Origin of the sequence: Pigmentiphaga kullae, assembly GCF_004216695.1 — a bacterium.
Taxonomy (GTDB): domain Bacteria; phylum Pseudomonadota; class Gammaproteobacteria; order Burkholderiales; family Burkholderiaceae_B; genus Pigmentiphaga; species Pigmentiphaga kullae.
In genome coordinates this window covers 1,688,109-1,711,027 of sequence record NZ_SGXC01000002.1, presented here as the reverse complement: position 1 = coordinate 1,711,027, position 22,919 = coordinate 1,688,109, and the positions used below count along the sequence as shown (strand labels likewise).

General features: G+C 66.4%; 22 protein-coding genes. 14 read left to right on the top strand and 8 right to left on the bottom strand.

Annotated features, from left to right (window positions below; genetic code table 11):
• Positions 1–77: 77 nt before the first annotated feature.
• Together rpsA and EV675_RS22425 are read left to right on the top strand one after the other, a co-directional pair.
• Positions 78–1,784, top strand: coding sequence for a 30S ribosomal protein S1 (gene rpsA, locus EV675_RS22430; protein ID WP_130359936.1), 1,707 nt, complete (start codon positions 78–80; stop codon positions 1,782–1,784).
• 190 nt (positions 1,785–1,974) lie between these two features.
• Positions 1,975–2,277: an integration host factor subunit beta gene (locus EV675_RS22425; protein WP_087778781.1), complete on the top strand. Its 303-nt coding sequence runs from the start codon at positions 1,975–1,977 to the stop codon at positions 2,275–2,277.
• 285 nt (positions 2,278–2,562) lie between these two features.
• Here the strand turns inward: EV675_RS22425 and EV675_RS22415 are convergent, their stop codons facing one another.
• The 5 genes from EV675_RS22415 to EV675_RS22395 form a co-directional block, all read right to left on the bottom strand.
• Positions 2,563–3,711 carry a Fic family protein gene (locus EV675_RS22415; RefSeq protein ID WP_130359932.1) on the bottom strand — a complete coding sequence of 383 codons (1,149 nt, stop codon included), beginning with the start codon at positions 3,709–3,711 and terminating at the stop codon, positions 2,563–2,565.
• A 119-nt stretch (positions 3,712–3,830) separates the two neighbouring features.
• On the bottom strand, positions 3,831–5,348 hold the full coding sequence (locus EV675_RS22410; RefSeq protein WP_130359930.1) for a tripartite tricarboxylate transporter permease: 1,518 nt from the start codon (positions 5,346–5,348) through the stop codon (positions 3,831–3,833).
• 6 nt (positions 5,349–5,354) lie between these two features.
• Positions 5,355–5,831: a tripartite tricarboxylate transporter TctB family protein gene (locus tag EV675_RS22405; protein ID WP_130359928.1), complete on the bottom strand. Its 477-nt coding sequence runs from the start codon at positions 5,829–5,831 to the stop codon at positions 5,355–5,357.
• A 9-nt stretch (positions 5,832–5,840) separates the two neighbouring features.
• Complete coding sequence (locus EV675_RS22400) at positions 5,841–6,833, bottom strand: Bug family tripartite tricarboxylate transporter substrate binding protein (RefSeq protein WP_242621545.1); 993 nt, start codon at positions 6,831–6,833, stop codon at positions 5,841–5,843.
• Positions 6,834–6,853: 20 nt separating this feature from the next.
• Positions 6,854–8,509, bottom strand: coding sequence for a rhodanese-like domain-containing protein (locus EV675_RS22395; protein ID WP_130359926.1), 1,656 nt, complete (start codon positions 8,507–8,509; stop codon positions 6,854–6,856).
• Positions 8,510–8,706: 197 nt separating this feature from the next.
• Between EV675_RS22395 and EV675_RS22390 the strand changes: the two genes are divergently transcribed.
• From EV675_RS22390 to cysM, 6 genes are all read left to right on the top strand, one after another.
• Complete coding sequence (locus tag EV675_RS22390) at positions 8,707–9,030, top strand: LapA family protein (RefSeq protein ID WP_130359924.1); 324 nt, start codon at positions 8,707–8,709, stop codon at positions 9,028–9,030.
• Positions 9,031–9,039: 9 nt separating this feature from the next.
• Positions 9,040–10,317, top strand: coding sequence for a lipopolysaccharide assembly protein LapB (gene lapB, locus EV675_RS22385; protein WP_130359922.1), 1,278 nt, complete (start codon positions 9,040–9,042; stop codon positions 10,315–10,317).
• Between the two features lie 27 nt (positions 10,318–10,344).
• Positions 10,345–11,307: a D-glycero-beta-D-manno-heptose-7-phosphate kinase gene (rfaE1, locus tag EV675_RS22380; RefSeq protein ID WP_165404710.1), complete on the top strand. Its 963-nt coding sequence runs from the start codon at positions 10,345–10,347 to the stop codon at positions 11,305–11,307.
• Positions 11,308–11,322: 15 nt separating this feature from the next.
• Positions 11,323–12,312, top strand: a complete 990-nt coding sequence (rfaD, locus tag EV675_RS22375; RefSeq protein ID WP_130359920.1) for an ADP-glyceromanno-heptose 6-epimerase — start codon at positions 11,323–11,325, stop codon at positions 12,310–12,312.
• Between the two features lie 151 nt (positions 12,313–12,463).
• Positions 12,464–12,886, top strand: coding sequence for a ComEA family DNA-binding protein (locus tag EV675_RS22370; protein WP_165404709.1), 423 nt, complete (start codon positions 12,464–12,466; stop codon positions 12,884–12,886).
• Positions 12,887–12,894: 8 nt separating this feature from the next.
• A complete protein-coding gene (gene cysM / locus EV675_RS22365; RefSeq protein ID WP_130359916.1) occupies positions 12,895–13,800 on the top strand; it encodes a cysteine synthase CysM in 906 nt (301 codons plus the stop codon).
• Here the strand turns inward: cysM and mltB are convergent.
• On the bottom strand, positions 13,773–15,005 hold the full coding sequence (mltB, locus tag EV675_RS22360) for a lytic murein transglycosylase B (RefSeq protein WP_242621544.1): 1,233 nt from the start codon (positions 15,003–15,005) through the stop codon (positions 13,773–13,775). The two genes, cysM and mltB, sit on opposite strands and share 28 nt — an antisense overlap.
• An 86-nt stretch (positions 15,006–15,091) precedes the next feature.
• Between mltB and EV675_RS22355 the strand changes: the two genes are divergently transcribed.
• The 4 genes from EV675_RS22355 (at position 15,092) to EV675_RS22340 (ending at position 19,789) form a co-directional block, all read left to right on the top strand.
• A complete protein-coding gene (locus tag EV675_RS22355; protein ID WP_130359914.1) occupies positions 15,092–16,012 on the top strand; it encodes a histone deacetylase family protein in 921 nt (306 codons plus the stop codon).
• Positions 16,013–16,197: 185 nt separating this feature from the next.
• On the top strand, positions 16,198–16,947 hold the full coding sequence (locus EV675_RS22350; protein WP_130359912.1) for an electron transfer flavoprotein subunit beta/FixA family protein: 750 nt from the start codon (positions 16,198–16,200) through the stop codon (positions 16,945–16,947).
• Positions 16,948–16,949: 2 nt separating this feature from the next.
• A complete protein-coding gene (locus tag EV675_RS22345) occupies positions 16,950–17,879 on the top strand; it encodes an electron transfer flavoprotein subunit alpha/FixB family protein (protein ID WP_130359910.1) in 930 nt (309 codons plus the stop codon).
• Positions 17,880–17,992: 113 nt separating this feature from the next.
• The gene (locus EV675_RS22340) at positions 17,993–19,789 is read left to right on the top strand and encodes an acyl-CoA dehydrogenase (RefSeq protein ID WP_130359908.1); all 1,797 of its coding nucleotides are present in this window, start codon (positions 17,993–17,995) and stop codon (positions 19,787–19,789) included.
• Between the two features lie 36 nt (positions 19,790–19,825).
• Here the strand turns inward: EV675_RS22340 and EV675_RS22335 are convergent, their stop codons facing one another.
• Positions 19,826–20,443 carry an RBBP9/YdeN family alpha/beta hydrolase gene (locus EV675_RS22335; protein ID WP_130359906.1) on the bottom strand — a complete coding sequence of 206 codons (618 nt, stop codon included), beginning with the start codon at positions 20,441–20,443 and terminating at the stop codon, positions 19,826–19,828.
• Positions 20,444–20,671: 228 nt separating this feature from the next.
• Here EV675_RS22335 and EV675_RS22330 point away from each other — a divergent pair, with 228 nt between their 5' ends.
• On the top strand, positions 20,672–21,316 hold the full coding sequence (locus EV675_RS22330; RefSeq protein WP_124688670.1) for a peroxiredoxin: 645 nt from the start codon (positions 20,672–20,674) through the stop codon (positions 21,314–21,316).
• A 78-nt stretch (positions 21,317–21,394) separates the two neighbouring features.
• Positions 21,395–21,802 carry a DoxX family protein gene (locus tag EV675_RS22325; RefSeq protein ID WP_130359904.1) on the top strand — a complete coding sequence of 136 codons (408 nt, stop codon included), beginning with the start codon at positions 21,395–21,397 and terminating at the stop codon, positions 21,800–21,802.
• On the opposite strand, the gene EV675_RS22320 is transcribed toward EV675_RS22325, so the two are convergent.
• A complete protein-coding gene (locus EV675_RS22320; RefSeq protein ID WP_130359902.1) occupies positions 21,803–22,762 on the bottom strand; it encodes a CysB family HTH-type transcriptional regulator in 960 nt (319 codons plus the stop codon).
• Positions 22,763–22,919: the final 157 nt, after the last annotated feature.

Below are 22,919 nucleotides of genomic sequence, written 5' to 3'. Positions count from 1 at the left end.
ACTCCACCGATTGGTGCGGTGTCAGGTCGAATGTCTCGGCCGCCCCCATGAAGTGCGTAACCCGGTAACACTCAACAATGTCTTCGGTTTCCCAAGCCCCTGCCGGCGAAGAAAGCTTTGCCGCCCTGTTCGAAGAAAGCATCAAGCGCCAGGAAATGAAATCCGGCGAAGTCATCACCGCCGAGGTGGTGCGCATCGACCATAACTTCGTCGTGGTCAATGCCGGCCTGAAGTCCGAGGCCTTGATCCCGCTCGAGGAATTCCTCGACGACAAGGGTGAGCTCGAAGTCTCCGAAGGCGATTTCGTCTCGGTGGCCATCGACGCGCTCGAAAACGGCTACGGCGACACCGTGCTGTCGCGCGACCGCGCCAAGCGCCTGGCTGCCTGGCTGCAGCTCGAGAAGGCCCTGGAATCCGGCGACCTCGTCACCGGCACCATCACCGGCAAGGTCAAGGGCGGCCTGACCGTCATGACCAACGCGATCCGTGCCTTCCTGCCGGGTTCGCTGGTCGACCTGCGTCCCGTCAAGGACACCACCCCGTACGAAGGCAAGACCCTCGAATTCAAGGTCATCAAGCTCGATCGCAAGCGCAACAACGTCGTGCTGTCGCGCCGTGCCGTGCTCGAGGCCAACATGGGCGAAGAGCGCCAGAAGCTGCTCGAGACCCTGCACGAAGGCGCGATCGTCAACGGCGTCGTCAAGAACATCACCGACTACGGTGCGTTCGTCGACCTCGGCGGCATCGACGGCCTGCTGCACATCACCGACCTGGCATGGCGCCGTGTGCGCCACCCCTCGGAAGTCCTGTCCGTCGGCCAGGAAATCCAGGCCAAGGTCCTCAAGTTCGACCAGGAAAAGAACCGCGTCTCGCTGGGCGTCAAGCAGCTGGGCGAAGATCCGTGGGTGGGCCTGGCTCGCCGCTATCCGCAAGGCACCCGCCTGTTCGGCAAGGTCACCAACCTGACCGACTACGGCGCGTTCGTCGAAGTCGAAGCCGGCATCGAGGGCCTGGTCCACGTGTCCGAAATGGACTGGACCAACAAGAACGTCGATCCCAAGAAGGTCGTCACCCTGGGTGACGAGGTCGAAGTCATGGTTCTCGAGATCGACGAAGACCGTCGCCGCATCTCGCTGGGCATGAAGCAGTGCCGGCCCAACCCGTGGGAAGAGTTCTCGATCAACCACAAGCGTGGCGACAAGGTCCGCGGCGCCATCAAGTCGATCACCGACTTCGGCGTGTTCGTCGGCCTGCCCGGCGGCATCGATGGCCTGGTCCACCTGTCCGACCTGTCCTGGAGCGAAACCGGCGAAGAAGCCGTGCGCAACTTCAAGAAGGGCGACGAGGTCGAGGCCGTGGTGCTGGGCATCGACACCGAGAAGGAACGCATCTCGCTGGGCATCAAGCAGCTGGAAGGCGATCCGTTCAACAACTTCGTGGCCACCCATGACAAGGGCGCCGTCGTCCAGGGCACCGTGAAGTCGGTCGAGGCCAAGGGCGCCGTCGTGACCCTGTCGGTCGACGTCGAAGGCTACCTGCGCGCTTCCGAGATCTCTTCGGGTCGCGTGGAAGACGCCACCACGGTGCTGAAGGCCGGCGACAACATCGACGCCATGATCCTGAACATCGACCGCAAGACGCGTTCGATCCAGCTCTCGATCAAGGCCAAGGACAGCGCCGAGACGGCCGAGGCCATCCAGCGCATGTCCGATGCCAGCGCTTCGTCGGGTACCACGAACCTGGGCGCCCTGCTGAAGGCCAAGCTCGACCAGCAGAACGGCTGATAGGCCCACCCCCTACGCGCTTCGCGCGCCCTGTAGGGGTGAGCCCCCAAGCCGCTACGCGGCAGCCCCCCGAGGGGGCCGGGGCCCGCCTTGGGGCGGCACTGGCGGACCGGCAAAGCCGGATCCGCTGTGCCCTGGGGAGGGTTGCCAGGTTGCCCGGTACGGCGTTCTAAGAGGTTTCATGAACTCAATGACGAAGTCCGAGTTGATTGCCCGACTGGCCGCCCGGTATCCGCAACTGGTCGCCAAGGACGCCGACTACGCCGTCAAGACCATCCTCGATGCGATGGCCCAGTCCCTTTCGGAGGGGCAGCGCATCGAGATCCGTGGTTTCGGCAGTTTTTCGTTGTCCAGGCGTCCGCCGCGTATCGGGCGCAATCCCAAGTCCGGTGAAAAGGTGCTGGTTCCCGAAAAACGGGTCCCGCATTTCAAAGCCGGCAAGGAGTTGCGCGAACGGGTCGATGCCCCCGTGCAAGAGCCTTCCGGGAACTGACCGGGCCGCGCAGGCCGCAGGCAAGCCCGAAAAAAGACCCCGCCAGCTTTCGAGTCGGCGGGGTTTTTTCATTTCACACAGACTTCAGTACCGCACGAACCCGCTGGCGATCCGCTTGCAATTCGAGTTCGCGGGCCGGCGCTCTGAAGTCATCTCACTCCAATGGCAGTGGGGCGATCTGGAAAGGCTCCGTGTCGTCTGGCCCGACCATCATCAAGATAGATGAACGGTGCTCGGTGGCAGTCGCCGATATGAATTCCGGTGAACAGGGGCAAGCTCAGAGGTTCAACGCGTGAGCAATTCAACGTAGCCCTCATAGCTGTAGCTACGGTTCTTCTTCTGCCCGGTCACTTCCACCACGACGCCCAAGGCTTCTAGCACCTTCACAGCTGCGTTGGCGGTCGGGAATGTGGTATCCAACCGCTGTCGCACGCGCTCCACGGTGAAGCGCGGCATCATCGGCAGCAACTCAAACAACCTGTAGCTGGCCGGACTGGCCTTGGGCGATTGCAGCAGCTTGCGGCGGTCGGCGGCGATCAGGCTGGCGACGGCGATGATGCTCTGCTCGGCCTGCGCTGCGGCGGCCGCCACACCCTCCAGAAAGAACGACACCCATGACTCCCAGTCACCCTCGGTGCGAATGCCCGACAGGCGGCGGTAATACTCGGCCTGATGCTGCTTCAGGTAGCCGCTGAGGTACATCAAAGGCTCGGCCAGCAAGTTCCAGTGCTCCAGCAGCGCCGCGATCAACAGGCGGCCGATGCGCCCGTTGCCGTCCAGGAAGGGATGGATCGTCTCGAACTGAGCGTGGATCAGCGCGATCCTGACCAGCGGCGGCAGTTCTCCCGTTGCTTCGTGGACGAACCGCTCCAGATTCGACAACAGTTCCGACACGCGCTCAGGTGGCGGCGGCACGAACACCGCATTGCCCGGTCGCGTGCCGCCAATCCAGTTCTGCGAGTGTCGCAGTTCGCCGGGCTGCTTGCCCGCACCGCGCACACCATCCAGTAACAGCCGGTGCGCTTCGCACAGCAGGCGCGCGCTGATCGGCAGCCCTTTGGGGTCACGCAGTTGTTCCTGCACCAAGCGAAACGCGCGCAGATAATTGGTCACCTCGGCCACGTCGTCGGTGTTACCGACCTTGAAGCCCGCTTCTTCGTCAAACAGGTCGGTCAGGGTGGCCTGCGTGCCTTCGATCTGCGAAGTGAGCAAGGCTTCCTTGCGCACGGCGCTATAGAGCAGCCAGTCCACCGAGGGAACCAGCCCTGATACGCCCGACAGCCGGGCAAGCGCGAGTTCCGCCTGCCGATTGAGGTCGGCAAACGACGCCGGCGCCAGCAGAGGATCTGTGGGCGGCAGCGGATGAGGCACGAACGCCCGCACAGCTTCACCTAGCGTTGTGGAGATGGCGTAAGTACCTGTGCTGCGCGTCATCTAAAGTTCCTTTTCATTGCATTACGTCTAATTAAAGCATGCTTTAATTTAACTTGCGGAATGAAAGATGACTTTAATACGGAGCATCTCTTGATGGCACAGGGTGAAGGCAACGAAACTTATGCGGATTCTTCCGCCAGCACGGTCTTGCGTTTCCTGACCACGGAAGGGTAGGCCGATATCACGATCAGCAGCCCGGCGGCGATCAGCAGGCCGAGGGAAAGCGGGCGTGAATAGATGATGGACAGATCGCCCCGCGACACCATCAGCGCGCGCCTGAAGCTGTTTTCCAGCATCGGCCCCAGCACCATGCCCATCAGCAGCGGCACGGGCGATACCTCCAGCTTGATCAGCACGTAGCCCAGTATGCCGAACGCGCCCAGCAGGTAGATGTCGAATACCGATGCCCGCACTGTGAAGGCGCCAACCGAGCAGAAGACCAGGATGACGGGGAACAGGATGCGGTACGGTACGCGCAGCATCTTGACCCAGATGCCGACCATGGGAAGATTCAGCACCACCAGCATCAGGTTGCCGATCCACATCGAGGCGATCAGGCCCCAGAAAACCGCGGGGTGATTGGAAATGACCTGGGGGCCCGGCTGGATGTCCTGGATGATCATGGCGCCCAGCAGCAGGGCCATGATGGCGCTGCCGGGAATGCCCAGCGTCAGCAGCGAAATGAAGTTGGTCTGCGCCGCGGCATTGTTGGCGGACTCGGGGCCGGCCACGCCTTCGATGGCGCCCTGTCCGAGTTCGTCCTTGTAGCGGGATACTTTCTTTTCCAGCGCATAGCCGGCGAAAGAGGCCATGGTCACGCCCGCGCCGGGCAGGGCGCCAAGCAGCGAGCCGATGGCCGTGCCCCGCGCGATGGCGGGCATCATGCGGCGAATGTCCTGTTTCCCCGGTATCAATTGCGTGACCTTGGCCAGCGTCGCGTTCCTGTTGCGTTCACGGTTGTATTGCTCCAGGTTGAACGCGATTTCCGCCACACCGAAGACGCCCATGGCAAGGGCGGTCAGCTCGATGCCGTCGTAAAGATCGGAAATGTTTCCGGTGAAGCGGTATTCGCCCGAGTTGACGTCGGTGCCGACCAGGCTGAACAGCAAGCCCAGCACCATCAGGCCGAGCGACTTGTCGATGGTGTCCGAGGAAAGGGCTATGGAGCCGACCAGGCCGAGCACCATCAGCGAAAAATACTCGGCGGGCCCGAACAGGAAGGCGACCTGGGTCAGGGGCTCGGCCACCGTGGCGAGCAGAAGGACCCCGAAGCTGCCCGCGATGAACGAGCCGATGGCCGCGGTGGCAAGCGCCACGCCCGCGCGTCCCTGCCTGGCCATGGCGTGGCCGTCGATCATGGTGACGGCCGAGGAGGATTCGCCTGGAAGCTTCAGCAGGATGGCTGTCGTCGATCCGCCGTATTGGGCGCCGTAGTAGATGCTGGCCAGGAGGATCAGGGCGCCGGCGGGAGGCAGGCTGTAGGTGATGGGCAGCAGCATGGCGACGGTCGAGATCGGACCCAGGCCCGGCAGCAGCCCGATGAAGGTACCGATCAGGCAGCCGAGCAGCGCGTAGCCGGCGTTTTGCCATGTCAGGGCGGTGGCGAAGCCCAGCGCCAGATTGTCGAATAAATCCATGGGACTCTAGAGCGGGAAGGCGGCGATCTGGGGCAGCACGGGGAAGGGAATGGAAAGCCCGTAGACGAAGCCGCCCACATTGAGCACGACCATGACGGTGGCATTGACGAGCGTGGTCTTCCAGGTGAATTCGTGGCTGGCCAGGCTGGCCAGTATGACCAGCAGCACCAAGGCGACGACCAGCCCCAGCGGCTGCAGCGCGAGACCGAACATGATGATCGATCCGACCATCCAGAGCAGCGAGCGCAGGTTCCAGGGCGCGAGCCTGACCCGCACGCCCCGGACCAATATGGCGCGCAGAACGATCCAGGCGCCGATGGCCGCCAGCAGAGTGCCAAGCATGAACGGGAAGTAGCCCGGACCCATGTAGGCCAGCGTGCCCATGTCATATCGGCTGGCCGCGGCGGCGAAGCCGCCGCCGGCCAGGATGTACAGCAAGCCCAGTACGAAGTCTGGCTGGTTTCTTATGAATGAAGGCGCCACGTTCGCTTCCTACAGTTTCAGGCCTGCCTTGCGGGCGACTTCGGCATACAGCTTGCTGTCATTCGCAATGGTCTGGTTGACGTCAGCCGGGTTGGATGCCGTTACGATGAAGCCCAGGTCTTCCAGCGCGTTCCTGTTTTCCGGTTTCTGCAGGATGCCGGCAACTTCGCCGTAGATTTTCTGGATGATGGGGGCCGGTGTGCCGGCGGGCGCAACCAGGCCCTGCCAGCTTTGGAAGGCGTAGCCCTTGATGCCGGCCTCCTGAAGCGTGGGGATGTCCGGCAAGGCCTTGGAGCGGAACGGCGTGGTGACCGCCAGTCCTTTCAGTTTCCCGGCGCGAACGTTTTCCGTCGCGGCCGCCAGGGTAATGATCTGCGCATCGATGTGCCCGCCAATCACGTCCAGCATGGCGGGGCCGCCACCCAGGGACGGAATCACGTTGATCTTCACGCCGGTCAATTGGGACAGCAGTTCGACCGCCAGGTGCTGGTGGCTGTTCTTGGCGCCGGAAAGGGCCAGGGACGTCTTGCCTTCGTTGGCCTTCAGGAACTGCAGGTACTCCTGGATGTTGTTGACGCCGAGATTCGGCCTGACCATGATGAGTAGCGGGTTGACCACGGCCTTGATGACGCCGGTCAGGTCTTTTTGCGGGTCGTACGGCAATGGCCTGGTTTGCTGGATGGCATCGATGGACAGCCCGTCGCCGCCGAGCAGCAGCGTATAGCCGTCGGGTCTCGCCTTTGCGACGGTGTTGGTGGCAATGGACCCGCCGCCGCCCGGCTGGTTCTCGACGAGCGTGCGGGTGCCCCAGACCGCATCGAGCTTCTGTCCGATCGTCCGGGCGAGTTTGTCGGCACTGCCGCCGGGCGATGCGGATACGAGAATGCGCAGATTCTTCGCAGGGAATCCATCCGCGGATTGCGCATGGCCGGACAAGGGGATGCCGAACAGGGACGACGCGGTCGCCATCCCGGCGGCGCCTAGAAATTCACGGCGTTTCATTGGAAACTCCAATCAGGGGCTTATCGGACGGTTTGTGCGCCGAGCACGGTAAACGGGGTCTCGGCGCCTTTGCGTTTCAATTGCTCGACCAGTCCGACCTCCCAATCGAGGTATTCCTTGAATTTCTCGTTGCGCACGGAAATGTCGGCGTGGTCATAGGCGTTGAACCATGCGTATTCTTCGCCGCTCAGGTTGTTCTCGGCGCCGCTTTCGGCGGGCAGGCCCGCTTCGAACCAGGCGCGATTGCCGCCGAGCAACGCCCTGGCCGCCAGGCCCCGGGTCTGGAGCCTGCGCGCGACGAGATCGGCAAGGATGCCGTCGGAGGAGGTGATGACCAGGGTCTTGCCGCCCGAAAGCAGTCGTGGCGCGAAGTGCTCGATGCGTTCGGCGACGATGTAGTAGGCCGATGGAATGTGCTTTTTCGCATAGTGCCGGGCGGAATCGACATCGACCACGGCGATGTCGCCCCGTTCCTGTGCCCGCGCCACTTCCTCCAGGGAAATCCATGCCGAAGGGCCCGTGCCGGGGTCCCTGAGCAGGTATGCCGGTTCGTCGCCCGTTTCCAGCTGTGCCGGATGTTCCGGCAGGTACAGGTGGACGTCATACCGGCCCAGCTGGACCAGCCAGGCGGCGACGGTGGCCGCGCGCACGCCGTCCCAGTCGGCGATCACGACGCGTGCGCCCAGTGTGCCGATGTACTCGTCCGTGGCCTGGACCAGCTGCCCCCCCGGCGCCCAGCGCCAGCCCGCCAGATGGCCCGCGCGATACTCTTCCCTGGTGCGGATGTCGAACAGGAAAGTGCTTCTGTCCGGGGCGTTGCGCCATTGTTCGAGCGTCCTGCCGTCGATGTAGGAAACGCCGGTCCGTTCCCGCAGCCGTTGGGCATGGTCCTGCGCCTGCCGGAGATGTTCCGGGGACGGTTCGGGCAGGATCCCGCGTTTTCCATGTGCCAGCGCATGGCCGTCGAGCAGCCACGCCATGGTGCCGTCCTGCAGCGAGACGACGGGATTGGGAACGCCGGCGTCGATGAGGGTTTGCGCGCCGATGATGCTGCGGGTGCGGCCCGCGCAATTGACGACGATCGGTGTCGTGGGGTCGGGCGCCAGTTCGCGGATGCGGTACGGCAGTTCCGCGTTCGGCAGGTTGTGGGCGCCGGGAATGCTGAAATTGAAAAACTCTTCGGGCGTGCGGCCGTCGACGATGACCAGGTTTTCTCCGGCCTGGATGCGGTCATGCAACTGGCGGGCGCTGATGTGCGGCGTGTTCGCTTCGACTTCGACGATTTCGCCGAATGCCTTGCTCGGGACGTTTTCGCCGCTGAATACCTCGAGGCCCGCGTCTTCCCAGGCGGCGATCCCGCCCTCGAGAATGGCGATGTCCGAATAGCCGAGCCGGTCGAGCAGCCCGGCGGCTTCCTTCGCGAGCAGGCCGTGGTCATCCGTGACGACGATGCGGGTCTGCTTGCGCGGCACTTTCCGCCGGATCAGCAGTTCCAGGCGCCATAGCGGCACGGAAACCGCATAGAGAATGTGTCGCCGGGCGAACGCGCCGGTTTCCCGGACGTCGACCAGGGCCAGTTCTTTCCTGTCCTGGAGCAGCGATGCCAGCCGCTGCGGATCGATGCGGCCGATTTCACGTGCCTCGTGCCGTGTTTCTGTCGTTGCTGGGTGGTTCATGGATGGGCCCGCGGGCGCGGCGCTGGTTCATGCGAGCGGGCCAGTCTATATTTGCAGGTTGAGCGCGCCTACGATTCTTCTTGCATGAATTTATGAGTTTATTGGCCGGGCAGTATTGGCCGGCCCGTGCCGGAAGCGTGCGGAGGTAGGGTCATTTACAATCGCGGGATACCCCATTTTCCACCTGGAGCATAACCATGCGATATCTCGTCTGGGCGCTGAGACTGGTCATATTCGTCGTGGTCCTGCTGTTCGCGCTCAAGAATACCGACCGGGTGAACGTCTATTTCTTCGCCGATCACCTGATCAGCGAAGTGCCGCTGATCGTCGTCATGCTGGCCAGCTTCGTGGTGGGCGCGGTATTCGGCCTGTTGCTGACCGTGCCGGGCGTGATGCGCCGCCGGCGCGAGATCGCCTCGCTGCGGCGCGAGCTGGACCAGGCGCGGGCCGTGGCCAAGGGCGGCTTGGCCGCGGATGCGCCGCCGTCGCCCGACGCCATCCTGCCCGTGACGCCGTTGTAAGGGACCGCTGTGGATTTCGAACCCTGGTGGCTGATCGCCGTCCCCCTGTTGTTCGGGCTGGGCTGGGTGGCCGCGCGCGTGGACATCCGGCAGATGCTGTCCGAGCATCGCAGCGTGCCCGATTCCTATTTTCGCGGACTGAATTTCCTGCTGAACGAGCAGCACGACCGCGCCATCGATGCCTTCATCGAAGTGGCCAAGCTCGACCCCGAGACCACCGAGCTGCACTTCGCCCTGGGCAGCCTGTTCCGGCGCCGCGGCGAGATCGAGCGCGCCATACGGGTGCACCAGAACCTGCTGCAGCGCGCCGACCTGCCGGACAACCAGCGTGAGCAGGCCCTGCACGAGCTGGCCCAGGACTATCTGCGCGCCGGCATGCTGGACCGGGCCGAGGCGGCCTTCGACCAGTTGAAGGGAACGCGATTCGCGCCCGACGCGCTGCGCGCGCTGATCCGCATCCACGAGACCGAGCGCGATTGGCCGCACGCCATCCAGGCCGTTCAGGCCCTGCAAGGGTTGATCGACGAACCGGTGCCGCAGGCCGTGCATTTCCATTGCGAGGAAGCGGCGGCCGCGCTGGCCGCCGGCAACACCGATGCGGCCCATGCGGCGCTGGACGCGGCCACGCATGCCTCGGTCCAGGCCCAGCAGGGCGGCGGCGCGGCCCCCCATGTGCGCATCGCCATGATGCGTGCCGACCTGGCCAGGCGCGAAGGCGACCTGCGGGCGCAGCGCCTGCACCTGGAGTCCGTGCTGTCCGCGCATCCCGAATATGCGGGGCTGGTGGCCGAGCAGTTCCTTGCCAACCACGAAGCGCGCGGGACGGCCAACGAGGGGCTGGAGAAGCTCGAGGCGCACTACGCGCGCCATCCCTCGCTGGATCTGTTCGACGCCATCTTCCAGGCGCTGCGCCGGCAGCGCGGCCTGGCGCAGGCCTGGAACTTCGCGCGCGGCGCCTTGCAGCGCAATCCGTCGCTGCTCGGACTGGACCGGCTGCTGGAAGCGCAGGTGGCGGGCGAGAAGGCGGCGCAGGTCGAGCCGGGGCAGCAGGCCGCCGCGAACGTGGTGACGCTGAACAATCCGCAGGCCGATGCCGCCTCGCCGTGGACGCCCGCGGACGATGCCGTGCTGATGCGCAGCCTGATACACAAGCATACCCAGCGCCTGGACCGCTACGCCTGCCAGGCGTGCGGTTTCAAGGCCAAGCGGTTCCATTGGCAATGCCCGGGCTGCAACGCCTGGGAAACTTATGCGCCCAAACGATTGGAAGAATTGAATGCAACATGAGGCTCGTATTCCGTGTGGGAGTAACGCATGAGCGCGTCGGCGTTGGGGGTGTTTCCCTCGGATGAGCAGCGCGCGGCGGCGCGGGTGTTGGTGGTGGGGGATGTGATGCTGGACCGGTATTGGTTCGGCGAGGTGCATCGCATTTCTCCCGAGGCGCCGGTGCCGGTGGTGCATGTGTCGCGCAGCGAGGATAGGCTGGGCGGGGCGGCGAACGTGGCGCGCAACGCGGCGACGCTGGGGGCGCACGTGACGCTGGTGGGCGTGGTGGGCGACGACGATTCGGGGCGCGCCATCGCGCGGCTGTGCGAGGACGAGGGTGTGCGCGCGGATCTGGTCGCGGATCCGTCGGTGCCGACCACGATGAAGATGCGCGTGTTGGGACGCCAGCAGCAACTGCTGCGCGTGGACTTCGAGCAGCCGCCTTCGCCGGGCGTGCTGGCCGACCTGGCGGCGCGGGTGGCGGTGCACATCGCCGACCACGACGTGATCGTGCTGTCCGACTACGCCAAGGGCGTGCTGGACCAGGTGCAGGACCTGATCGCGCTGGCCCGCGCGCGCGGCTGCGTCGTGCTGGTCGATCCCAAGGGCGACGACTACGGCCGCTATCGCGGCGCCACGCTGGTCACGCCCAACCAGTCCGAGATGCGCGAGGCCGTGGGCCGCTGGCGCGACGAGGCGCAACTGGCCGAGCGTGCCCAGCACCTGCGCCAGGCGCTGGACCTGGAGGCCTTGCTGGTGACGCGTTCCGAACTGGGCATGACGCTTTTCACGGCCGAGGGGCGCGACCACGTCGAGGCGCTGGCGCGCGAGGTGTTCGACGTGTCGGGTGCCGGCGATACCGTGATCGCCACGCTGGCCGTCATGCGCGCGGCGGGACTGGACCTGCATGCGGCCATGAGATGGGCCAACCTGGCGGGCGGCATCGTCGTCGGCAAGCTGGGAACATCGATCGTGACGCCGGACGAATTGCGCGCCGGCCTGGCGATCTAGATTGAGGAATTTGCCATGATCATCGTAACGGGAGCCGCAGGCTTCATCGGCAGCAACCTGGTCAAGGGCCTGAACGCCAGCGGCGAGCGCGACATCATCGCGGTCGACGACCTGCTCGAAGGCGACAAGTTCGTGAACCTGGTCGACGGCGAGATCGCCGACTACCTGGACAAGAACGATTTCCGCCGCCGCGTGGCGGACGGGTCCCTGCCCAAGGTGGATGCCATCCTGCACCAGGGCGCGTGTTCGGACACCACCGAGCGCAACGGCCAGTACATGATGGACAACAACTACCGCGTCACGCTGGAGCTTTTCGAGTATGCCCAGCGCGAACGGATTCCCTTCCTGTACGCCTCGTCGGCCGCCGTATACGGCGCGGGCCCGGTCTATGCCGAGGACCTGCGCAACGAGAAGCCGCTGAACGTCTACGGCTATTCGAAGTTCCTGTTCGACCAGGTCCTGCGCCGCCGCCTGGGCGCGCTGACCGCGCCGGTGGTGGGGCTGCGCTATTTCAACGTCTATGGCCCGCGCGAACAGCACAAGGGCAGGATGGCCTCGGTCGCCTTCCACAACATGAACCAGTTCCTGAAGGAAGGCCACGTGCGCCTGTTCGGCGGCTGGGACGGCTATGGCGATGGACAGCAGCAGCGGGATTTCATCTCGGTCCACGACGTGGTGGCAGTGAACCTGCATTTCCTGGGCCGTCCGGTGTCCGGGGTCTACAACTGCGGGACCGGCCGCGCCCAGCCCTTCAACGACGTGGCGGCCGCGGTGGTCAACACGCTGCGCGAGGAACGCGGCGAGGCGCCGCTGCCGCTGGCCGACCTGGCGGCGCAGGGGCTGCTGCGCTACATCGAATTCCCCGAGGACCTCAAGGGCCGCTACCAGAGCTACACCCAGGCCGACACCACGCAGCTGCGCGCGGCCGGCTTCACCGCGCCGATGCGCGACGTGCAGACCGGCGTTTCCGAATACATCCGCGAGCTGCGCGGCATGTCGAAGTAGGGGCGCCTCGGCTTTCCTACGCATTTCCCCCCTTGGACAGCGGGTCGTTGGCGCCCGTTTTCCGGGCGGCTCCAGGAGCAAGCTTGCGATGACGCCGAACGGTGTCGCGGCGGCCGGACCGGTCGCCGGCAACTTTCAACGGAGCCTAGCCATGAATCCCTTTCTCGATCCCACGCGCGCCCAGCCCGACCCCAGACCCCATCGCCTGCGGGGGGCCCGGCTTTGCGCGGGGCGGCTGGCGGTTGCCGCCGGTCTCGGGCTGGCCGCGCTCGGCGGCGCGCATGCCGCCAGCGTGGACGCGAACACCGCCACGTCCGCCCAGCTGGAAGCCATACGCGGCATCGGCGCCAGGACCGCTGCCAGCATCGTCCAGGAGCGGCGCCGCGGCGGTCCGTTCTCGTCGTTCGAAGACCTGGCCGGGCGCGTGCGCGGGCTCGGCACGAAGCGCCTCCAGGGGCTGCGCGCCGCCGGCTTGTCCATCGGCCCGGCCGGCCGCGAGGGGCCGTCCATCCTGGTCAATATGCCTCCAGGCAGTAAGGGGAAAGGGAAGCAAACCGGGCCGGCTGGATTATGATGGGGCGCATGAGAAGCTACCCCACCATCGAACAGACCATCGGCAACACGCCCCTGGTCCGCCTCCAGCGCATTCCCGGAGAAGGGAATGCCGCGCGCGGCAACGTCATCCTCGCGAAGCTGGAAGGCACGAATCCGGCCGGTTCGGTCAAGGACCGGCCGGCCCTGTCCATGATCGCCCGGGCCGAGTCCCGGGGCGAGATCAAGCCGGGCGATACCCTGATCGAGGCAACCAGCGGGAACACCGGCATCGCCCTGGCGCTGGTGGCGGCCATACGCGGCTACCGCATGATCCTGATCATGCCGGACAACCTGTCGCTAGAGCGCCGCGCGGCCATGACGGCCTACGGGGCGGAGTTGATCCTGACGCCGGCTTCGCAGGGGGGCATGGAGTACGCCCGCGACCTGGCCTTGCAGATGCAGGCCGAGGGCAAGGGCAAGGTACTGGACCAGTTCGCCAATCCCGACAACCCCCTGGCCCACGTCGAGACCACCGGGCCGGAAATCTGGCGCGACACCGACGGACAGGTCACGCATTTCGTCAGCGCCATGGGCACCACGGGAACCATCGTGGGCGTCTCGCGCTATTTGAAGAGCCGCAATCCGGCGGTCCAGGTGGTGGGCGCGCAGCCCGCCGAAGGCTCGCAGATCCCCGGCATCCGCAAGTGGCCCGAGGCCTACCTGCCCAAGATCTACGATCCGTCGGCGGTGGACAGCCAGGAGTCCGTCACGCAGGCCGAGGCCGAGGACATGGCCCGCCGGCTGGCCGCGGAAGAAGGCATCTTCGGCGGCATCTCATCCGCCGGAGCCCTGGTGGCGGCGCTGCGCGTGGCCGAGACCGTCAGCAACGCCACCATCGTCTTCATCGTCTGCGACCGTGGCGACCGCTACTTGTCCACCGGCGTGTTCAACTGACTGACACGGTTCGCCAGCCGGCCGCGCCGTTCCAGTTCCACGGCCAGGTCGGTGACCGAAGTGGCGTAGAAATAGCTGCGGTTGTATTCGGTCAGGGCGAAGAAGTTGGGCGCGGCGACGCGGTACTCGGTCGTGCCCGTGGCGCCGTCGTACAGGTCGATGACGGCCAGCGGCCATTCCATCCACGCATCCGACATCCCCGCCACCTTGGGCGCCCGCGCGCCGGCCTCCTGCAACTGGGTCCAGTTGAGCGTGGGCTTGAGTCCGCCATCGACCAGCGCGGCCGGGTCGCCGGGTAGCCGGACCGGCAGGAACACCGGCTGGCCGCGCTGCCATCCATGTTCGACCAGGAAGTTGGCCACCGAGGCGATGGCGTCGGCGGGGCTGGCCAGCAGGTCGATGCGGCCGTCGCCATCGCCGTCCACGGCGAACTGGCGCAGGCTGCCGGGCATGAACTGCGGCAGGCCCATCGCGCCCGCGTACGAACCCTTCACGGCCAGCGGATCGGCGCCGGTTTCCCGGCACCAGATCAGGAACTGCGCCAGTTGTTCGCGGAAGAAGGCGCTGCGGTCGCTGCGGGCCTGGGCCGGATAGTTGAAGGCCAGGGTGGTCAGCGCGTCGATGATGCGGAAGTTGCCGGTGACCCGGCCATAGAAGGTTTCGACGCCGATGACGCTGACGATGATGGAGGCGGGCACGCCGTAGCGGGTTTCGGCCCGCGCCAGGTCCTGCGCATGTTCCTCCTGGAACGCGACGCCTTCCTTGATGCGGCGGCTTTCGATGAAGCGCGCGCGGTACCGGGGCCAGCTGCGTACGGTGGGCGAGGAGGGCGGCAGCACGAGCCGCGCGACGGTTTCCGAATATTTCGCCTGGTCGAGCAGGGCGCCGACCCGGGCGGCATCCAGGCCCCGGCCGGCCATGTCGGCCACGAAGGCGCGCCTTGCCTCGGCCGCCGACAGGGGGCTGGAGGGAGCGGGCACGGGAACCGGGACGGCCACCGGCGCGGCAGGAGCCGGCGCCGCGGGCCGCGGGACCGGGGCGCCGGCACGCGGGGCGGCCTGCATGTCGGGGGCGGCCGGGACGCCCTGCATGGGCGCGGCGGCAGGAGGCGGGGACGAGGCGCAGCCCCACAGGGCCAGCGCGGCAAGGCCGGCGGCTATCGGACCGCTGCGCGGCCCGGTCGAAAAGCGGGGGGTGGCATTCACGCGTAAGATTTCCGGAAAAGCGATATCGATAGCGTGATGCTGCCGGCTGTTCGGCCGCGATGCAAGTCGGGCGCATAATGGAGTCCATGGCTACGCTTTACTTCACGCACCCGGCGTGCAGGCAACACGAGATGGGCGAAGGGCATCCCGAGTGCCCGGCGCGGCTGGACGCGATATCCGACCAGTTGCTCGCCTCGGGCGTGGCGGCGCACCTGGTCGAGCGCGAAGCGCCGCAGGCCACGCAGGAATCGCTGCTGCGCGTGCATACCTTCGAATACCTGGAATCATTGGTCGAGCGTTCGCCGGCGCACGGCTACGTCGAACTCGATCCCGATACCTGCATGAATCCCCATACCTACACGGCGGCCCTGCACGCAGCGGGCGCCGCGATCGCGGCCGTCGATGCCGTGCTGGCGGGCGAGGGCGAGTCGGCGTTCTGCGCGGTGCGCCCGCCCGGCCATCATGCCTGCCCCGACCAGGCCATGGGCTTCTGCTTCCTGAACAACGTGGCGATCGCCGCGCGCCATGCCATCGCACACCACGGATTGACGCGCGTCGCGATCGTGGATTTCGACGTGCACCACGGCAACGGCACCGAGGCGGCGCTGGCCGGCGACGAACGCGTGCTGATGTGCGGCTTCTTCCAGCATCCGTTCTATCCGTTCAGCGGCACCGCGCCGTGGGCCGGCAACATGCTGAACCAGCCCGTGCCCGCCTATACCGAGGGCGCGGCGATACGCGAACTGGTGTCGGCCCGGTGGCTGCCCAGGCTGGAGCAGTTCCGGCCCCAGCTCGTGCTGGTGTCGGCGGGCTTCGATGCGCACCGCGAGGACGATCTCGGCAGCATGGGCCTGGTCGAGTCGGATTTCGCGTGGATCACCGGGCAGCTCGTGGCGCTGGCCGGGCGCCACGGCGCGCGGGTCGTCAGCTGCCTGGAGGGCGGTTACAACCTGTCGGCGCTGGGGCGCAGCGCCACGGCCCACATACGCGCGCTGGCGGGAATCTGAGCCCCATGCGCGCGCTGTCCGTATTTACCCGTATTCCAAGCCCGGGAGAGGAAAATGTCGATTACCTATAATCGACAGGTTTCCCTGTGGCGGGGCGACCGCGGCGCGAGTGGGCCCGGTTCTTCGCGCCCCCCCGTGCCCGTTACCCAGGCGTAGCCGGTTTATCTACAACGAGGTCGCAAACAATGAAGGTGTTAGTGCCAGTCAAGCGAGTGGTGGACTACAACGTGAAGGTCCGGGTGAAGTCGGACCAGACGGGCGTGGACATCGCGAACGTGAAAATGTCGATGAACCCGTTCGACGAGATCGCCGTGGAAGAGGCGACGCGCCTGAAGGAAAAGGGCGTGGCCAGCGAGATCCTGGCGGTGTCGTGCGGTGTCGCGCAGTGCCAGGAGACGCTGCGCACGGCGATGGCCATCGGCGCGGACCGAGCCATCCTGGTCGAGACGCAGGAAGAACTCCAGCCGCTGGCGGTGGCCAAGCTGCTGAAGGCGCTGGTCGACAAGGAACAGCCGCAGCTGGTGATCCTGGGCAAGCAGGCGATCGACGACGACGCGAACCAGACGGGTCAGATGCTGGCCGCGCTGCTGGACTGGCCGCAGGCGACCTTCGCGAGCAAGGTCGAGGTGGCCGACGGCAAGGCGACGGTGACGCGCGAAGTGGACGGCGGCCTGGAAACGCTGTCGTTGTCGCTGCCGGCCATCGTGACCACGGACCTGCGGTTGAACGAGCCGCGCTACGTGACGCTGCCCAACATCATGAAGGCCAAGAAGAAGCCGCTGGAAACCGTCAAGCCGGAAGACCTGGGCGTGGACGTGGCGCCGCGGCTCAAGACGCTGAAGGTGGCCGAACCGCCGGCGCGCAAGGCCGGGGTGAAGGTGGCGGACGTGGCCGAGCTGGTGGGCAAACTCAAGAATGAAGCGAAGGTGGTGTGAAGATGGCGATACTGGTCGTAGCGGAACATGACAATGCGCACCTGCGCGCGGCGACGCTGAACACGATCGCAGCGGCGCAGCGCCTGGGCGGCGACGTGCACGTGCTGGTCGCGGGCGCGGGTGTGGGCGGGGCGGCGCAGGCGGCCGCGCAGGTGGCGGGCGTGGCCAAGGTGCTGTCGGCCGACGGCGCTTCGCTGGCCGACGGCCTGGCCGAGAACGTGGCGGCGCAGGTGCTGGCGCTGGCGCAGGGCTACAGCCACATCCTTTTCCCGGCCACGGCTTACGGCAAGAACGTCGCGCCGCGCGTGGCGGCGAAGCTGGACGTGGCGCAGATCTCGGACATCATCGGCATCGATTCGGCCGACACGTTCGAGCGTCCGATCTACGCGGGCAACGCGATTGCCACGGTGCAGTCGGCCGATGCCGTCAAGGTGATCACCGTGCGCACGACGGCCTTCGACGCGGCCGCGGCCACGGGCGGTTCGGCGGCGGTGGAAAACCTGGCCGCGGTGGGCGACGGCGGCAAGTCCTCGTTCGTCGGGCGCGAGGTCGCCAAGAGCGACCGTCCGGAGCTGACCGCGGCCAAGGCCGTGGTGTCGGGCGGGCGCGGGATGGGCAGCGCCGAGAACTTCAAGCTGCTCGAACCGCTGGCGGACAAGCTGGGCGCGGCCATGGGCGCTTCGCGCGCCGCGGTCGACGCGGGCTACGCGCCCAACGACTGGCAGGTCGGCCAGACCGGCAAGATCGTCGCGCCGCAGTTGTACGTGGCGGTGGGGATTTCCGGCGCTATCCAGCATCTGGCGGGCATGAAGGACTCGAAGGTGATCGTGGCGATCAACAAGGACGCCGAGGCGCCGATCTTCGGCGTGGCCGACTACGGCCTGGTGGCGGACCTGTTCACCGCCGTGCCCGAGCTGACGAAAGCGCTGTAAGCGCCAACGCCGCCGCGCCCGCGCGGGGCGGCGGCGCACCCTAACAGGGCCGGGCCGCCGGTCTTGCCGCCGCCCGCCGCACGGCCCTCGGTACCAACTGACCGGAGGTTTGCATGGCTTACGTGGCTCCATTGCGGGACATCCGATTCGTGCTGAACGAATTGGCCGGCCTGGACAAGGTCCATCAATTACCCGGTGGCGAGGAAGCCGGCCAGGAAGTCGTCGACGCGATCCTGGACGAGAACGCACGCCTGCTCCAGGAGGCGATCGCGCCGCTCAACCGTGACGGCGATCTCCAGCCGCCCACGTGGCGCGACGGCGCCGTCACCGCATCGCCGGGGTTCGCCCAGGCATTCCGCAGTTTCGTCGAAGGGGGCTGGCAGGGCTTGCAGCATCCGGTGGATTTCGGCGGGCAGGGCCTGCCCAAGGTCGTCGCCACTCCCTGCATGGAAAACCTGAACGCCGCCTGCCTGTCGTTCGCGCTGTGTCCCTTGCTGACCGACGGCGCCATCGAGGTGCTGCTGACGGCCGGGACCGAAGAGCAGAAGCGGCGCTTCATCCCGTCGATGATCGATGGTTCCTGGACCGGGACCATGAACCTGACCGAGCCGCAGGCCGGTTCGGACCTGTCGCTGGTGCGCACGCGCGCCGTCGCGCAGCCCGACGGCAGCTACCGGTTGCACGGGCAGAAGATCTTCATCACCTACGGCGAGCACGACATGGCACGGAACATCGTGCACATGGTGCTGGCCCGGCTGGCCGACGCGCCCGAGGGCGTCAAGGGCCTGTCGCTGTTCGTCGTGCCCAAGTTCCTGGTGAACGACGACGGGTCGCTGGGCAAGCGCAATGACGTCTGGTGCGCCTCGATCGAGCACAAGCTGGGCATCAAGGCCAGTCCCACGGCCGTGCTGCTGTATGGCGAGGACAAGGGCGAGGTCGGCCCGGGCGCCATCGGCTACCTGGTGGGCGAGCCCAACCGCGGCCTGGAAACCATGTTCATCATGATGAACGCGGCGCGTTTCGCCGTCGGCTTGCAGGGCATCGCGGTGGCCGAGCGTGCCAGCCAGCATGCCGTCGCCTATGCCAGGGACCGCGTGCAGAGCCGGGCGGTCGAGGGTTCCGCCGGGCCGGTGGCCATCGTCCATCACCCGGACGTGCGGCGGATGCTGCTGACCATGCGCACGCTGACCGAGGCCGCCCGTGCCGTGGCCTACGTGGCCGCCGGGGCGCACGATTTCGCGCACCGGCATCCCGATGCGCAGATGCGCGCGCGCAACCAGGCCTTCTACGAATACATGGTGCCCATCGTCAAGGGTTTTTCGACCGAGATGGCGGTGGAGGTGGCCTCGCTGGGCATACAGGTGCACGGCGGGATGGGCTTCATCGAGGAGACCGGCGCCGCCCAGTACTACCGCGACGCCCGCATCCTGTCGATCTACGAAGGCACGACCGCGATCCAGGCCAACGACCTGGTGGGGCGCAAGACCGCGCGCGACGGCGGCGCGGTGGCCGCCGCCATCATCGGCCACATGCGCGAGACGCTGGCCGAGCTGGATGGCGACCAGGAGTTGTCGGCGCTGCGCGCGCAGTTGGCCGATGCCATCCAGGCCTACGAGGAAGTGGTCCGTTTCGTGGTCGAGCGCTATCGCGACGACGTGCGCGAGGTCTACGCGGGCAGCGTGCCCTACCTGATGCTGGCGGGGCTCACGCACGGCGGGTGGCAGATGGCGCGCGCCGCGCTGGCCTGCCGGCGCCGGATCGCCAAGGGGGACGTCGATGCCTTCTACCCGGCCAAGCTGGCGGGCGCGCGGTTCTATTGCGCCCATCTGCTGCCGCGGGTCGAGGCGCTGCGCCGCGAAATCCTGCAGGGCGGGGCCAGCACGCTGGCCATGCCGGTCGACGCGTTCTAGCGTGAACAGATGCCAAGGCCTGCCGGCCGGCGCCGTTCAGGGCGAGGGACGGTGGTGGCCGGGCGCCTGCGACGGCGGCAGCGGAGGCGTGCGGCAGGGGGCGACGGGAATGCGCCAGTGCGACCGGCGCCGCAGGGCCGCCAGCAGTTTCAGGCCCTGTGGCCATTCGCCGTAGCCCGACTCGGCGTTGATGTGGCCGGCGTCGTCGAGCTGCTCGAAGCGGCTGCCCCAGGCCTCGGCGAATTCGCGGGCACGGTCCAGCGAGCAATACGGATCGTTGGTGCTGGCGACCACCACGCTCTGGAAGGGCAGGGTCTGCATCGGCACGGGGCAGAACGAGCGCAGCCGTGCCGGGGCGTTCGCACGCTCGACGTCGGCGGGGGCCACCAGCAGGGCGCCCGCCACCTTCTCGCGTACGCGCAGCGGCAGGTGGCAGATGGTGATGCAGCCCAGGCTGTGGGCGATCAACAGCGGCGGCCGCTGCGCCGCCTCGATGGCGGCGGCCAGGGTCGCGGTCCATGCATGCAGGTCGGGCGAGGCCCAGTCGCTCTGCTGCACGCGCACCGCGCGCGGCAGACAGGCCTCCCACAGGCTCTGCCAATGGCCGGGGCCGGAGTTGTTCCAACCTGGGACGATCAAGGGTTGCAGTCGCATGAGCGCATGATGGCGTCGCCGCTCATTACTGGGAACGAAGAATTTTGCGTTTGTTAATTACCGCAGCTTGGATGGCGGAGCTGTGGCGCGCGGGCGCGCCCTTATGTGAAAAAATAAGTATCAACCTTCCTCGTTATGGTGGAAAGCTATATGGATATGTGCAAACATTTGTTCCCGCTTCCCCGGCGGAACGCCAGAATGCTTCATTTGGAAACGTAGGAGACCGACATGGCCGCATTGCGTCTGGGCGACACCGCTCCCGATTTCGAACAGGATTCCTCCAAGGGACATATCCATTTCTACGACTACCTCGGCGACAGCTGGGGCGTGCTGTTCTCGCACCCGGCGGACTTCACGCCGGTCTGCACGACCGAACTGGGCTATACCGCCAAGCTCGCGCAGGAATTCGCCAAGCGCAACGTGAAGGTGCTGGCGCTGTCGGTCGACCCGGTCGATTCCCACCAGCAGTGGATCGGCGACATCAACGACACGCAGAACACCCGGGTGGACTTCCCCATCCTGGCCGACGCCGACCGCAAGGTCTCCACGCTCTACGACATGATCCACCCGAACGCCAGCGCCACCGCCACGGTGCGCTCGGTCTTCGTGATCGATCCGGCCAAGAAGGTCAGGCTCATCATCACCTACCCGGCCAGCACGGGGCGCAACTTCGACGAGATCCTGCGCGTGATCGATTCGCTGCAACTGACCGACAACTACAGCGTGGCGACGCCGGTGAACTGGAAGGACGGCGAAGACGTCATCATCGTGCCCTCGCTGCAGGACCCCGAGGTGCTCAAGCAGAAGTTTCCCAAGGGCTACAAGGTGGTGCGGCCCTACCTGCGTACCACGCCCCAGCCCAACAAGGAGTAGGTCCGCGCAGGGAAGAAGTGCCCGTGTCACGCACATGTGCTGTAATGCGGGCCTTCGTTTCCCTCCGATAGGACTTCCATGCTCCAGACCGCCGACGATCTCGGAAAACTCCTGCTGCGCGTGTTCGTAGGGGTGCTCATGCTCATGCATGGCATTCCGAAGGTCATCGGCGGCATCGGCTTCGTGAAGGGGCTCGTCGCCTCGCACGGGCTGCCCACCTTCCTGGCCTATTTCGTCTACGTGGGCGAAGTGGCCGCTCCCATCCTGCTGCTGGTGGGCATCTACAGCCGGCTCGGCGGCCTCCTGGTCGCCATCAACATGGTCGTGGCCATCGCGCTCGCCCATTCAAGCCAGATCTTCTCCGTAGCCAAGAACGGCGCCTGGACGCTGGAGCTCCAGGGGCTGTACCTGTGCGGCGGCCTCGTCATCGCGCTGATCGGCGCCGGCCGCTTCAGCGCCGGCGGCAAGGGCGGCACCCTGAACTGATCAGGCGCCCGCCGGCTCGGGCTGGCGCGCCGCGGCCGCGTCCTCGTCCTGCTGCGCGGTGATCGTGTTGCGGTCCAGGTGCGGCGCGAACATCTCGATGAAGGCAATCGCGAAATTGCGCAGGTAGGCGCCGCGGCGCACCGCCAGGCGCGTCATGTTGGACGCGAACAGGTGATCGGCCGCCAGCGACCGCAGCTTGGTGTCTTCCTCGCTGTCGTAGGCCATGGCGGCGATGATGCCTATGCCCAGGCCCGCCGCCACGTAGGTTTTGATCACGTCGGCGTCCATCGCCGTCAGCACGATGTCCGGCACGATGCCGGCGCGCGCGAAGGCCTCGTCGATGTGCGAACGGCCCGTCAGGCCGGTGTCGTAGGTGATCAGCGGGTGCCGGGCCAGTTCCTCGACCGTCGGCCGCTCGCGCGCCAGGATGGGATGCCCCGGCGGCGCGACGATGACGTGGTTCCACCGGTAGCCGGCGAACGTCGAGAGCCGGGCATCGGCCTGCAGCCCTTCGGTGGCGATGCCGATGTCGGCCTGGCCGCTGGCCACCCATTCGGCGATGTGCAGGGGCGAGCCCTGCTGCAGGTTCAGGTGGACCTGGGGAAAGCTGCGCCGGAACGCCTGCACCACCACGGGAAGTGCGTAGCGGGCCTGGGTGTGGGTCGTGGCGATGGTCAGCCGGCCCTGGTCGCGGGCGCCGAACTCCTGGGCCGCGCGCTTGAGGTTCTCCTGTTCGAGCAGCAGGCGCTCGATGATGATGACGATTTCCTTGCCCGGCTCGGTCAGTCCGGTCAGGCGCTTGCCGGCGCGTTCGAATATCGTCGTGCCCAGTTCGTCCTCCAGTTCGCGTATCTGGCGGCTGACGCCCGGCTGCGAGGTGTACAGGGTGTTGGCGACCTCGGTCAGGTTGAAATTGCGGCGCAAGGCTTCGCGGACGGAGCGCAGTTGCTGGAAGTTCAAGATGATTCTCCTGCTTGGGCCGGCGCGACAGCGGGCCGGCGGCGATCAATCATGTTGCGTCGCAAACAAAAAAATCAGAACGAAAATTTGAAAATGATCTAATGCGCATCCGGGCATAACGGCGTATTTGTCTGTGCCGCGCCGGGTTTATGCCGCC